13 protein-coding genes are annotated in these 12,339 nt (G+C 66.6%); 12 read left to right on the plus strand and 1 reads right to left on the minus strand.

Going from position 1 to position 12,339, the window contains the following annotated elements; genetic code table 11:
- The first annotated feature begins 206 nt into the window (after positions 1-206).
- The 9 genes from ACXJJ8_RS07330 to ACXJJ8_RS07370 all read left to right on the plus strand — a co-directional run bounded on the left by ACXJJ8_RS07330 (position 207) and on the right by ACXJJ8_RS07370 (position 7,828).
- Complete coding sequence (locus ACXJJ8_RS07330; protein ID WP_499028285.1) at positions 207-629, plus strand: DUF3302 domain-containing protein; 423 nt, start codon at positions 207-209, stop codon at positions 627-629.
- Entirely contained in the window at positions 629-1,810 is a 1,182-nt protein-coding gene (locus ACXJJ8_RS07335; protein WP_499028287.1) for an HlyD family secretion protein, read from the plus strand. The genes ACXJJ8_RS07330 and ACXJJ8_RS07335 overlap by 1 nt, the downstream gene beginning before the upstream one ends.
- A gap of 7 nt (positions 1,811-1,817) precedes the next feature.
- Positions 1,818-3,248: an efflux transporter outer membrane subunit gene (locus ACXJJ8_RS07340; protein WP_499028290.1), complete on the plus strand. Its 1,431-nt coding sequence runs from the start codon at positions 1,818-1,820 to the stop codon at positions 3,246-3,248.
- Positions 3,245-4,303: a calcium/proton exchanger gene (gene cax / locus ACXJJ8_RS07345; RefSeq protein WP_499028292.1), complete on the plus strand. Its 1,059-nt coding sequence runs from the start codon at positions 3,245-3,247 to the stop codon at positions 4,301-4,303. Before ACXJJ8_RS07340 ends, cax begins: the two co-directional genes overlap by 4 nt.
- Positions 4,300-4,992, plus strand: coding sequence for a potassium channel family protein (locus ACXJJ8_RS07350; RefSeq protein ID WP_499028297.1), 693 nt, complete (start codon positions 4,300-4,302; stop codon positions 4,990-4,992). Before cax ends, ACXJJ8_RS07350 begins: the two co-directional genes overlap by 4 nt.
- A gap of 99 nt (positions 4,993-5,091) precedes the next feature.
- Positions 5,092-5,919 carry a hypothetical protein gene (locus ACXJJ8_RS07355; protein ID WP_499028299.1) on the plus strand — a complete coding sequence of 276 codons (828 nt, stop codon included), beginning with the start codon at positions 5,092-5,094 and terminating at the stop codon, positions 5,917-5,919.
- A gap of 3 nt (positions 5,920-5,922) precedes the next feature.
- A complete protein-coding gene (locus ACXJJ8_RS07360) occupies positions 5,923-6,387 on the plus strand; it encodes a FixH family protein (RefSeq protein ID WP_499028302.1) in 465 nt (154 codons plus the stop codon).
- A 42-nt stretch (positions 6,388-6,429) separates the two neighbouring features.
- Complete coding sequence (locus tag ACXJJ8_RS07365) at positions 6,430-7,158, plus strand: oxygen-binding di-iron domain-containing protein (protein ID WP_499028304.1); 729 nt, start codon at positions 6,430-6,432, stop codon at positions 7,156-7,158.
- 4 nt (positions 7,159-7,162) lie between these two features.
- Positions 7,163-7,828 (plus strand): SDR family oxidoreductase, encoded by a 666-nt coding sequence (locus ACXJJ8_RS07370; RefSeq protein WP_499028307.1) that lies wholly within the window; start codon positions 7,163-7,165, stop codon positions 7,826-7,828.
- A gap of 15 nt (positions 7,829-7,843) precedes the next feature.
- Here ACXJJ8_RS07370 and ACXJJ8_RS07375 read toward each other — a convergent pair whose 3' ends face one another.
- Entirely contained in the window at positions 7,844-8,785 is a 942-nt protein-coding gene (locus ACXJJ8_RS07375) for a YihY/virulence factor BrkB family protein (protein ID WP_499028309.1), read from the minus strand.
- A gap of 148 nt (positions 8,786-8,933) precedes the next feature.
- Between ACXJJ8_RS07375 and katG the strand changes: the two genes are divergently transcribed.
- From katG to ACXJJ8_RS07390, 3 genes are all read left to right on the plus strand, one after another.
- Positions 8,934-11,105 carry a catalase/peroxidase HPI gene (gene katG, locus ACXJJ8_RS07380; RefSeq protein ID WP_499028312.1) on the plus strand — a complete coding sequence of 724 codons (2,172 nt, stop codon included), beginning with the start codon at positions 8,934-8,936 and terminating at the stop codon, positions 11,103-11,105.
- A gap of 114 nt (positions 11,106-11,219) precedes the next feature.
- Positions 11,220-11,831, plus strand: coding sequence for a TetR/AcrR family transcriptional regulator (locus ACXJJ8_RS07385; RefSeq protein WP_499028314.1), 612 nt, complete (start codon positions 11,220-11,222; stop codon positions 11,829-11,831).
- Complete coding sequence (locus ACXJJ8_RS07390) at positions 11,828-12,256, plus strand: GFA family protein (RefSeq protein WP_499028316.1); 429 nt, start codon at positions 11,828-11,830, stop codon at positions 12,254-12,256. Before ACXJJ8_RS07385 ends, ACXJJ8_RS07390 begins: the two co-directional genes overlap by 4 nt.
- The last annotated feature ends 83 nt before the right edge of the window (positions 12,257-12,339 follow it).

Raw genomic sequence — 12,339 nt, forward strand, 5'->3', positions numbered from 1 at the left:
GGGGGGAAGGTGCGCTTTTTCATGCATCCTGCACAGACCCGAACGGGGGGCGAGAAGCTCGGCGGCCACTCACCCGTTCGGGGGAGACGCGGTATGCATGAGAAGAATCCGCCGAGTTGCCCCAAGGGACAATATCCGCCCGTCGGAGGGGTCCCTAGCATCGAACCGTTCGTCGGCCATGGCGGTCGGCATCATCGGGAGAGGCCGTGTCCGCGAGATTCCTGCGTGCCTGGTGCGTCGTCCTGGCGATCGCGTGGGCCGCACCCGCGCATGCCTCGCTGCTCGAGGGCGATGCGCTCGACACCATGGCCAACGTCATCGCCTGGATCGCGATCATCATCGTGCCGGCGGTGCTGGTCGCCGCGTTCTGGTGGGTCCACATCATGCCGGAGAAGATCGCGGAGAAGCGCCACCATCCGCAGTTGCAGGCGATCAAGATCGTCTGCCTGCTCTCGCTGGTGTTCGGCGGCATGTTGTGGCCGATCGCCTGGGTGTGGGCGTATTCGAAACCCGTGCTCTACAAACTGGCGTACGGACGCGACCGGGAAGATCCGCACGGGCACGGCGGCGATGCGGTCTCGCTGCAACCGGCACCCGACTACGAGGCCACGGAGCAGAAGGCCACCTGATGGAAATCATCCTCCTCCTGATCTACGCGGGCATCTGCTGGCTGATCTTCTTCAAGTTCAAGCTGCTGCCGTGGAATTTCATCAGCCAGATCATCGTGTTCACGTTGCCGATCTTCGGCCTGACCGCGCTGATCCTCTACCTCAATGTCGTCGCGCCATCATCGTCCGACGTGCGCGTGCTCAACTACGTCGTGCAGGTCACGCCGCGCGTCACCGGGCGCGTGATCGAAGTGCCGATCGAACCCAACCGCCCGATCAAGAAGGGCGCGGTGTTGTTCCGCATCGATCCCGAACCCTTCCAGCAGAAGCTGAGCGAACTGGAATCCAAGCTGCCGGAATTCTCCGCGAAACTGGACAGCGCGAACGCTTACCAGCGCGAACTGGACGAAACACTGCGTGCCGCGCGTTCTACGCGCGATGCGTTGTCGGCAAAGCTCCAGCTCGCGCTGAAGCGCGAAGGCCAGACGCGCGATTTGTCCAGCACCGGCGCGGGCACGAAGTTCGATTACGAACAGGCGGAGACGGATGTCAGGAGCATGCGCGCGGATTTGGCGCAGAGCACGGCCGCCGTGTCGCAGGTGCAGCAGAAACTGTCGGCGCGTACCGGGAAGGGCGAACTGTCGGAAGTCGCGCAGGCGCGCGCGGCGATGGAACAGTTGAAGGCGCAGATCGCCTATGCGAAGTGGGAGCTCTCGCAGACCGTGTTCTTTGCACCTGCCGACGGCACGGTGGTGAACCTCCAGTTGCGGCCGGGCTCGTACGCCGCGCAGTTGCCGATGGTGCCGGTGATGTCGTTCGTCGAGAACGAGCAGTGGATCCTGGCGATGTATTCGCAAAATGAACTTCGCAACATCCGGCCGGGCGACGAGGCCGAGATCGCATTGAAGACTTTCCCGAATCGCATCATCAAGGCGACGGTCGATTCGATCGTCTGGTCGTCGGGCACGGGCCAGTTGCCGTTGTCGGGCAGCGTGCCGCAAACGGGCTCGCAGCCGATTCCACCGGGGCGCTTCGCGGTGCGCCTGAAGGCATCGGGGCGCGACGAAAAGGCGTTCCTGCCGATGGGCGCGCAGGGCAACGGTGCCATCTACACCCAGCACGGCCACCTGGTGCACATCATCCGCAAGGTGATCCTGCGCGTGGGCACCAAGCTCGATGCGCTCGTGCTGAAGTTGCACTGAGGCCGACATGCCGCAACATCGCATCCTCTTCGCATCCGGGCTCGCGGCGGCGCTGCTGGCCGGCTGCGTCACCGCGCCGGAGCCGACTGCCGAAGAGGTGCAGGCGCAGGCGCTCGGGCATGTCGAAGTGCCGCAAGGCTGGCATTCGAACGCGAATGTGGCGGCGGTCGAAGCAGGGTGGCTCGCCACGTTCGGTGATCCGCAACTGGACGCGCTCGTGACCGAAGCGCTCCAATACAATCCCGATCTCGCCATCGCCGCCGCGCGCATGGAGCAGTCCGCAGCGCAGGTCGATCTCGCTACGGCGCAATTGAAACCGGCGATCGGATTGCTTGGGCGCGCAGGTTCCAAACCGGTGTCGGATCTGGTCGCGATGCTCAGTGGCGTGATGCTGCGCATGTCTTGGGAAATCGATCTGTGGGGCCGCTTGCGCTACGCCCGCAACGCCGCAAAGGCGCAACACGACGCGAGCGGAGCGGATTGGCGGTTCGCGCGGCAGTCGCTTGCCGCCTCGGTCGCGCGCACCTGGTTCCTTGCGACGGAAACGGCGCAGCAGGCCAGGCTCGCCAATCGCATGGCCGAGGACGCGCAGCGGCTCGCCGGTCTTTCGGACGATCGCCTGCGCGTGGGCGCGGGCAACGAAACCGACGTGCTCGCCGCGCGCGCGAGCGCCGCCAACTACCAGGACGCCGCACGCCAGGTGGAACTCGCGCACCGGCAGGCCTTGCGTGCACTGGAGATCCTGGTGGGGCGCTATCCAGCAGCCACTATCGCCGCGCGCGACGACCTCGTGCCGTTCCCCGGCCCGGTGCCCGCGGGCATGCCGGCCGATGCGCTGGATCGGCGCCCCGATCTGCTCGCCGCGGAGCGTCGTGTTGCCGCCGCCTTCGATCTCGTCGGCGAAGCGAAGGCCTCGTTCTGGCCTTCGATCACGCTGTCGGCCGGTTACGGGCGCGTGTCGCGCAAGGCGCTCGACTTCACGCGCAACGCGAGCGGCAACACTGCGAGTATCAGCGGCACGGCCGTCGTCCCCCTGTACACCGGCGGTGCGCTGACCGGTCAGGTCCGCCTGCGCACCGCTGAACAACGCGAAGCGGTCGCGAACTACGCGCGACTCGCCTTGCAGGCGCTGGACGAAGTCGAGAACGCACTCGATGCCGAGGCAACCCTCGCGACGCGCGAAGACCTGCTGCGTGCTTCGGCCGAGGACAGTCGCCGCGCGGCCGGGTTGACGGAAACCGCGTATCGCATCGGCAAGTCCGACCTGCGCGACGTGATGGGCCGCCTGTTGTCGGCGAACGCATCGGAAGTCGCGCTGCTCGCCGTGCGGCGCGAACGCCTGGTGCGGCGCGTGGACCTCCATCTCGCGCTGGGCGGCGATTTCGTCGCCGCCGCGCCCGCCGCGGACGAGGCGCCGGCGACCGGGACCGCCAGGTGAAATGGTTGCTGGTCTTCGCGCCGATCGCGCTCCTGCTGGAGCAGTTCGCGCCGGACCGGACCCTGCTGATCTTCGCCACCGCGGCGGTTTCGATCGTGCCGCTGGCCGGCATCATGGCGCAGGCGACGAACGTGCTGGCCGAACGTGTCGGCCCGTCGATCGGCGGCCTGCTCAACGCGACCTTCGGCAACGCGGCCGAATTCATCATCTGCCTGGCGGCGCTGCGCGAAGGGCTGCACGCGATGGTGATGGCGTCGCTCGCCGGCGCGATCATCGGCAACATCCTGCTGGTGATGGGCGTTGCGATGGTGGTCGGCGGACGGCGCTGGGGTGAACAGCGTTACAACGTGGCGTTGTCGCGCTCACTCTCGGCGATGCTCACGCTCGCGGTGATCTCGATGATCATGCCGGCCGCGTATCGCGCGGTGGTGCCGTCCGAATCGGCGGCGATCGACGCGGTCAGCGTCTGGATCGCGGTCGTGTTGCTGGCGATCTATGTGTGCGGCGTGGTGCGCACCTTGCGGGCCCCGCGCGAAGCGACGTCCCACGAATCGCATGGCGGCGGGCACGACGCGCCTGCATGGTCGCCCAGGCGCGCAGCCCTGGTCGTCGGCACCGCGACCTTCGGTGTCGTCGTCATGAGCGAGATCCTGGTGGCGGTGATCGAGCCGGCGACGGAATCGCTCGGCCTGTCGCCGGCCTTCTCCGGCGTGTTCGTGCTCGCGGTCCTCGGTGGCGCGGCCGAAGCGGTGAGTGCGATCATGGCCGCGCGCGCCAACCGCATGGACCTTGCGATGTCGATCGCGCAAGGCGCCAGCGTGCAACTCGCGCTGTTGATTGCCCCCTTGCTCGTGTTGCTCAGTTACGTCATTGGCCCGGGCCCGATGCCGTTGGTGTTCTCCCCGGGGCTGGTGGTGAGCGTGTTGCTCGCGGTGATGATCAGCGCGCAGGTCTCCACGGACGGGCGCACGGACTGGTTTCGCGGCGCGCAACTGTTGTCGGTGTACCTGATCCTCGCGGCGGTGTTCTTCCACGCCCCCGGCGCATCGGAATGAACCATGGGCGCGCGATTCCGACCCTCGTGCAATGGTGGAGCCGCAATCGACAGGCGGTGTTGTTCGCCTTGCTCCTGGCGACGATCGCGATGGGCCCGCTGCTGTCGCTGGCGGGAACCGGCGGATGGGCGCTGAACGCCTGCCTGGGCGTGACCCTGCTCGCGGCAGCGGTGGCGCCGACGGGCGAGCGCGTTCGCCGTCGCGGCCTGTTCGTCCTGGCCGTCGTCGCGATCGTGCTGGGCCTGGCGCCGATACGGAGCGGGCTCGGTCATACGGGGCCGATCACCCTCGCGCTGTGGTCGGCGATCGCATTCTTCGCCGCCGCGCGTTCGCTGCGTTACGCGACGTCGAGTCCACGGGTCGACCTGCACCATTTGCTGGCGGCACTGAACACCTATCTGCTGGTGGGGGTGTTCTTCGGCGCGATCTGGGTCGCGCTCGAACAGGAATGGCCCCAATCGCTGTTCCTCGGCGGCGCGCCCATGGCGGCCATGGGGCTGCCGGACGGCATCTACTTCAGCTTCGTCACGCTGGCCACGCTGGGGTACGGCGACATCACGCCGGTCACGCCCATCGCGCGCGGGCTGGCGGTGTTCGAGGCGATTTTCGGCCAGCTCTACCTCGCGATCATGGTCGCGAGGCTGGTCAGCCTGCGCATTGCAGTCGAATCCCGCGACGCCCCCCCATAGGTCATGCCGCCGCCCTGTCCGGCTGAAGGCGGAGCGACCGTTGTGTGGATGGAAGGGAAGGGCGTCGTTCCACGTCACCGCCGTGTTCGAGGAGAGGTCATGAAGATCGCCACGCTGTCCCTGCTTTCGCTCGCATGCATCGGTCTGCTCGCGCCCGGGAAGGCGCGCGCGGTCGAACCGCTCGACACCTTCAGTTTCCGTGTCGGCGGGTACATCACCTCATGGGGCACCAAGGTCCGCGCCGACGGCCAGACGCAGCGCGGCACGGAAGTCGACCTGGACCGCGACTTCGGCCTCGACGACAGCGCGACCATCGGCTACGTCGGGATGACCTGGCGCCCGTGGGAACACCACGAGTTCGGACTGACCTACTACCAGGACGACGCGGATTCCACGCGCACCCTCACGCGCGACATCACCTTCCGGAACACGACCTACACGGCCAACAGCACGGTCAGCGTGGATGTCGGCCTCGACGCCTACGAGGGTTATTACGTCTGGTGGGCCGCGCAGAAAGAGAACTGGTCGCTCGGCCCGCGCGTCGGGTTGGTCTGGTATCGACTCGACATGTCGATGGCGCTGCAGGTGGATGTCAACGGCACTGTCGCCGGCGGCGCGTTCCGCGAGGAAGCGCAGGCCGACGTGCCCTCGCTGACGCTCGGCGGCGCATGGCGCTGGACGCCCGGCGGCCACAACAGGTGGCGCATCGGCGCGGACGCGGGGTATTTCAAGGCGAACATCAACGATATCGACGGCGACGTGGTCTTCGGCCGCATCGGCGTCGAATATTTTCCGTGGGAACGCTCCGGCTTCACGCTCGACTACTCGGTCAGCAAGATCAATGTCGATGCGGCGAAGACCGACTTCATCGGCAACCTGGACTTCATCGACAGCGGCTTGAAGCTCGGGTACATCTACCGCTGGTGATGCATGACGCGCGCACCGCCTTCGCCCTGGCGCCAGCCCCTGGCGTGGCTGGTGGTGACGCTGCCCGCAATCGCCGTGGCCGCGAGCCTGTTCGTGCTGTTGCCGACGACGGGGTTGCCCTCGAGTCGCGCGCTGCGCGGTGAAGCCGATCTGACGGCGCAGCGCATGCACCWGGTCGCGCGCGTGCACAGGGTCGGCGCGACCATGGACGTGCAACTGCTCGGCGACGGCCTGGATCGGGCAACGCAACTGGAACTCGTGCTGCGGCATCCCTTGCGCGCTGCCGATGATCGCCGCGTCGCGCTCGCACCGACGTCGACCGGCTGGCACGGTCGCCTGGATGCCGTCGACTCGGCGCATGACTGGATCCTGGAACTCGCGCCGGCCGATGGTCGCTGGCGGTTGCTCGGGCATTGGCCGGCGAATGCCCCCGAGGTTGCGTTGCGGCCTGCTGCCACCACGCAGTAGTCGGTGGTCGACGCCGTCACTCCCCCACGCAGAGGCCGCCCGATGTCCGTCACCAATCCCGAAACCGGCACCAACGTCCATGAAATCGCCGAGCGCATCTATCGCATCAGCACGCCGATCGACTTGCCGGACGGCACGGCGTTCTCCTTCAACCAATACCTGATCGAGGACGACGAGCCGCTGCTGTTCCATACCGGGTTGCGGCAATTGTTCCCGTTCGTGCTCGAAGGCGTGGAGAGCGTGATGCCGGTGACGCGCCTGCGACACGTCGCGTTCTCGCATGTCGAAGCCGACGAATGCGGCGCGCTCAACGACTGGCTCGCCGTCGCACCGAACGCCACGCCGCTGTGCGGGACGATCGCCGCCATGGTGTCGGTCAACGATCTGGCCGATCGCGCGCCGCGCGCGCTCGCCGACGGGCAGGCGCTGTCGCTTGGCCGCCACACGGTGCAATGGATCGACGCGCCGCACCTGCCGCACGGATGGGAATGCGGTTTCCTGATGGAACAACACACGGGAACGATGCTGTCCGGCGATCTTTTCACGCAACCGGGGCGCGGGCTGCCCGCGCTGACCGAAGACGACATCCTCGGCCCGAGCGAAGCGTTTCGCGGCGCGATGGATTATTTCTCGCACAGCAGGAACGCCGGCGCGCTGCTGGAGAAACTTGCGAGCCACAACCCGACGACGCTCGCGTGCATGCACGGGAGCGCGTGGCGCGGCGATGGTGCATCATTGCTGCGTGCCCTCGCGGGCGAACTGGCGCGCTGAACGCATGAGCAAGACAGTCGTCGTAACGGGTGCGAACCGCGGCATCGGGTTGGCGTTGGCTCAGCAGTTCGCCGCGCGCGGCGATCGCGTGATCGGCGTGTGCCGCAAGACGAGCGATGCGCTCCAGGCCACGGGCGCGCAAGTCGAAGCCGGCATCGACGTCACCGATGCGGCGGCCGTGCAGTCGCTTGCCAGGCGCTTGCGCGACGAACGCGTCGACATCCTGGTCGCCAACGCCGGCATCCTCGAGCGCGGCGGGCTCGATCCGCTCGACATCGACGCGATCCGGCGGCAATTCGAGGTCAACGCGCTCGGCCCGCTCATCGTCGTCCGTGCCTTGCGCGACGTGCTCACCAGCGGTGCGAAGGTCGCGCTGATGACCAGCCGCATGGGGTCGATGGAGGACAACAACTCGGGCGGGTACTACGGTTATCGCGCGTCGAAAGCCGCGTTGAATGCGATCGGCAAATCGCTGTCGCTGGATCTTGCACCGCGCGGCGTGTCGGTCGTGCTGTTGCATCCGGGCTATGTCGGCACCGACATGGTCGGCGGCACCGGCGATGTCACGCCCGAGGAGGCGGCGACGCAACTGATCGCACGCATCGACGCATTGACGCCGGAGCGTTCGGGCACGTTCCAGCACGCGAACGGGTCGGCCTTGCCCTGGTAGTCACTTCGGCAGGCGTCATTTCGGTTTGATCTTCGCCTTCGCCGCCGTCTTCAGCTTCGCGCGCTCATCGAGTACCGCCGTGACCAGCGCGCCGACGAACACGATCACCGCGGCGTAATAGATCCACACCAGCGCGAGCACCAGCGTTCCCATGGAACCGTACGCAACGCCCGGCGATGCGGTCTGCAGATACCACGCGATCGCCGCGCGACCGAGTACGAACAGCAGCGCCGTGATCGCGCCCCCCTGCAGGGCGCGTCGCCAACCGACGTTGCGATCGGGCAGGTACTGGTACATCAGCGCGAACCCGATCGCATAGACGAGCCATGCGGCCACGCTCGCCATGAGCGGCAACATCCAGTCGAAGCGCCCGAACACCACCTGCAGCACGGTGGTGATCGTCATCGAGACGAGCAACAGGAATCCGAGACCGAACACGAGCCCCAGCGAAAACACGCGCTTGCGCAGCCAGGCCTTCAGGCCTTCCAGATGCGCGGCCTCGGTGCGGAAGATGCGGTTGAGCGCATCCTGCAATTGCGCGAACACAGCCGTGGCACCGACGAACAGCAACGCCAGGCTCCACCAACCGGCGATCGATCCGGTGTCCGGCCGCGCCTTCGCGTTCTGGATGATCGTGCGCCCCACGCCTTCGGCTTCCGCGCCGGCGAGCAGCGCCACTTGCCCCATCACCGCGTCCTGCGCGCCGGGAAGCAAGGCCGAAACCAGCCACACCAGCAGCAACAGCAGCGGCGCGAGCGACAACAAGGCGTAGAGCGCGAGCGCCGCCGATTGCGTCATCAGGTCCGCATCGACGAATCGACGGAACAGCGCGCCCGCAAAGCTGCCCTCCGCTCGTCGGACGAAGGCCGACACGGTCGGCTTGAGCTTCGATCGGCCGCTCTTCTCCCGCGGCGCCGTGGACTTGGTGGGATCGAGTTTCTTCGCGAGTTTCGCCATGCCGCCAGCAAGCCAGCCGGCGCGTGAAGACAGGATGGCGATTCAGCGCGGCTATCGGCTTGATTCGAACGTTCGATTATCCCGATGGCGAGCGCAGGTCTACCGTCGTGCTGTTGCCCCCGCCACCGGCCATGCCAAGGAGCTGCCCATGAACGAGATGTCGAAGTGCCCTGTGATGGCCCACCGCAAGACGCGGAACAACTCGCACTGGTGGCCGGACCAGCTGAATCTCGACGTGCTGCACCAACACGCGGGGCTGGGCGATCCGATGCTGGAGGATTTCAACTATCGCGCCGAGTTCAAGACGCTCGACCTGGATGCCGTCGTCAAGGATCTCAACGACCTGATGACCGACTCGCAGGATTGGTGGCCCGCCGACTTCGGCCACTACGGTGGATTCTTCATCCGCATGGCGTGGCACGCCGCGGGGACGTACCGCATCTTCGACGGCCGCGGCGGTGCGCGTTCGGGCGAACAACGCTTCGCGCCGCTCAACAGTTGGCCCGACAACGGCAACCTCGACAAGGCGCGTCGCCTGCTGTGGCCGATCAAGCAGAAGTACGGGCGCAAGTTGTCGTGGGCCGATTTGATGATCCTCGCGGGCAACGTGGCGATCCAATCGATGGGTGGACCGATCTTCGGTTTCGGCGGCGGCCGCGAGGACGTGTGGGAGCCGCAGCCCATCGACTGGGGCCCGGAATCCACGTGGCTCGGCGACGAGCGTTACAGCGGCGAGCGTGAACTCGCCAATCCCTTCGGCGCCGTGCAGATGGGCTTGATCTACGTCAATCCGCAGGGGCCCAACGGCAATCCGGATCCGGTCGCGTCCGGCCGCGACATCCGCGAAACCTTCGCACGCATGGCGATGAACGATTACGAGACCGTCGCGCTCGTTGCCGGCGGACACACCTTCGGCAAGTGCCACGGCGCCGGGCCGGATTCGCACGTCGGCACCGATCCGGAAGGCGCGAACATCGAGGAGCTCGGCCTGGGCTGGAAGAACGCGTTCGAGAGCGGCATCGGCGAACACGCCATCACCAGCGGCCTGGAAGGCGCATGGACGGCGACGCCGACGCAGTGGGACATGAGTTACTTCGAAACCCTGTTCGGCAACGAATGGGAACTGACGAAGAGCCCCGCCGGCGCGCACCAGTGGAAGCCGAAGGGCGATGCGAACCGCAACGTTCCCGACGCCCACGTGAAGGGCAAGTTCCACCAGCCGATGATGACGACGGCCGATCTTGCGTTGCGCTTCGATCCTGCGTACGAAAAGATCTCGCGGCACTTCCTGGCCAATCCGGCGGAGTTCGCCGATGCCTTTGCGCGTGCGTGGTTCAAGCTCACGCATCGCGACATGGGGCCGAAGCTGCGTTACCTGGGCAAGCTCGTGCCGAAGGAAGATCTGATCTGGCAGGATCCGGTGCCAGCCGTCGATCATCCGCTGATCGGCGATGCGGACATCGTGGCATTGAAACAACAGATCCTCGCGTCGGGTTTGTCGATTCCGCAATTGGTGAAAGCGGCGTGGGCCTCGGCGTCGACGTTTCGCGGCTCGGACCTGCGCGGCGGCGCGAACGGTGCGCGCGTGCGCCTGGAACCGCAGAAGAATTTCGAAGCCAACGAGCCGGCCGAACTCGACAAGGTGCTGGCGCAACTCGAATCGATTCGCGGCGGCTTCGGCAAGCAGGTGTCGCTCGCGGACATGATCGTGCTCGGCGGCGCGGCTGCCGTGGAAGCTGCGGCCAAGAAGGCAGGGCACAACGTCACCGTGCCATTCACGCCGGGCCGCGCCGACGCGACGCCCGAGCAGACCGACGCCGATTCCTTCCTCGTGCTGGAACCGGCGCTGGACGGCTTCCGCAACTACGCGCGCGAGGGCGCGGAGAAACTCGCCGCGATCGCGATGGTCGACCGCGCGAGCCTGCTGACACTCACCGCACCGGAAATGACGGCGCTCGTCGGCGGCATGCGCGCGCTGGGCGCGAATACCGGCAACACGCGCCACGGCGTGTTCACCGACCGCCCCGGCACGCTCACGACGGATTTCTTCCACAACCTGCTCGACATGCGCACGGCGTGGAAGCCCTCGGAAAGCGAACCCGGCGTGTTCGAAGGCCGCGACCGCAAGACCGACGCCGTGCGATGGACCGCCACGATGGCGGACCTGATCTTCGGCTCCAATGCACAACTGCGCGCACTGGCGGAGGTCTACGCGGCCAGCGATGGCGAAAAACATTTCGTGGGCGACTTCATCGCGGCGTGGACGAAGGTGATGGAACTGGATCGCTTCGATCTGAAGTACCGGAACCTCGCCGCCTGACGCAGTTCTCCCCCCGGCTTCCCCGCCAGTTCCATTGGCGGGGAAGCAATGCAACTTCCATACCCACACACGCCCTCACTTGCCCTACCTACCAACTGGTAGGCAAATGGGCGCATGCCCGAAACGCGCGCCCGGTTGCTCGCCGAAGCCGAGATCCTCCTCCGGACCCGCGGCTATGCGGCTTTCAGCTACGCCGACCTCGCCGATCGCATCGCGATCCGCAAGGCCAGCATCCACCACCACTTCCCGACCAAGGAAGCGCTGCTGGCGGCGCTGGTCGATGAATACCTCGCGCGCTTCGTCGCCAAGCTCGCCGAACTCGTCACGACGCAATCCGGTGTGCGCGATCGCCTGCGCGCCTACGCGCATTTGTTCCTCGACGGCATCGAACAGGGCTTGTTGCCGCTGTGCGGTGCGTTGTCGGCCGAGCGCAACGCGTTGCCCGACGGCATGCGTCCCGTCGTCGCGCGTTTCTTCCGGTTGCACCTGGACTGGCTCGTCGAACAGATCGACGCCGGCATCGCCGCAGGCGAAATCGCCCCGCAGGCGAATGCGGACGACGCGGCGCACCTGCTGCTCGGCGCACTCGAGGGCGGCAGCTTCGTGGCGTGGGCCCTCGACGACCCGGCGACGATGCTGCGCGCGTTCGACGCGGCGATGCTGACCCTCGCACCACAACGCACCGCGCCGGCGACACGGCGCGCTTCCCCCAGGAGATCGTCATGAGCAACACGTATCGCGGCACCTGCTTCTGCGGCGCCGTTGAAGTCGAAACCACCGGCGCGCCCGTCGGCATGGGCTATTGCCATTGCAATTCCTGCCGCAGTTGGTCCGCCGCACCGGTCAACGCCTTCACGCTGTGGCCGACCGATGCGGTGCGCGTGACGAAGGGCCAGGCGTTCGTCGGCCACTTCAGCAAGACCCCGCTCAGCGACCGCCATTACTGCACGCAATGCGGTGGTCACCTGATGAACAAGCATGCGCCGTTGAATCTCATCGACGTGTTCGCGGCGACCTTGCCGACGCTGAAGTTCGAACCGGGCGTGCACGTCAATTATTCGGAGACGGTCCTCCCGATGAAGGACGGCCTGCCGAAGTTGAAGGATTTCCCGAAGGAGCTCGGGGGGAGTGGCGAAGCGGTGCCCGAGTGATGCGAGGAGTCTTAACCAACACTTAGCCCGAAGTCCTGCGACCACGTCGAACCGTTGACCTTGCACCAAGTGCAGGCGGCAGC

This window comes from Lysobacter sp. P5_C4, assembly GCF_054049695.1.

What these genes read in the sequence shown, in the direction of transcription:
- ACXJJ8_RS07335 (WP_499028287.1), top strand. Translation starts at nt 629, where the DNA reads ATGGAAATCATCCTCCTCCTGATCTACGCGGGCATCTGCTGGCTGATC.
- ACXJJ8_RS07340 (WP_499028290.1), top strand. Translation starts at nt 1,818, where the DNA reads ATGCCGCAACATCGCATCCTCTTCGCATCCGGGCTCGCGGCGGCGCTG.
- ACXJJ8_RS07350 (WP_499028297.1), top strand. Translation starts at nt 4,300, where the DNA reads ATGAACCATGGGCGCGCGATTCCGACCCTCGTGCAATGGTGGAGCCGC.
- ACXJJ8_RS07355 (WP_499028299.1), top strand. Translation starts at nt 5,092, where the DNA reads ATGAAGATCGCCACGCTGTCCCTGCTTTCGCTCGCATGCATCGGTCTG.
- ACXJJ8_RS07365 (WP_499028304.1), top strand. Translation starts at nt 6,430, where the DNA reads ATGTCCGTCACCAATCCCGAAACCGGCACCAACGTCCATGAAATCGCC.
- ACXJJ8_RS07370 (WP_499028307.1), top strand. Translation starts at nt 7,163, where the DNA reads ATGAGCAAGACAGTCGTCGTAACGGGTGCGAACCGCGGCATCGGGTTG.
- ACXJJ8_RS07375 (WP_499028309.1), bottom strand. Translation starts at nt 8,785, where the DNA reads ATGGCGAAACTCGCGAAGAAACTCGATCCCACCAAGTCCACGGCGCCG.
- katG (WP_499028312.1), top strand. Translation starts at nt 8,934, where the DNA reads ATGAACGAGATGTCGAAGTGCCCTGTGATGGCCCACCGCAAGACGCGG.
- ACXJJ8_RS07385 (WP_499028314.1), top strand. Translation starts at nt 11,220, where the DNA reads ATGCCCGAAACGCGCGCCCGGTTGCTCGCCGAAGCCGAGATCCTCCTC.
- ACXJJ8_RS07390 (WP_499028316.1), top strand. Translation starts at nt 11,828, where the DNA reads ATGAGCAACACGTATCGCGGCACCTGCTTCTGCGGCGCCGTTGAAGTC.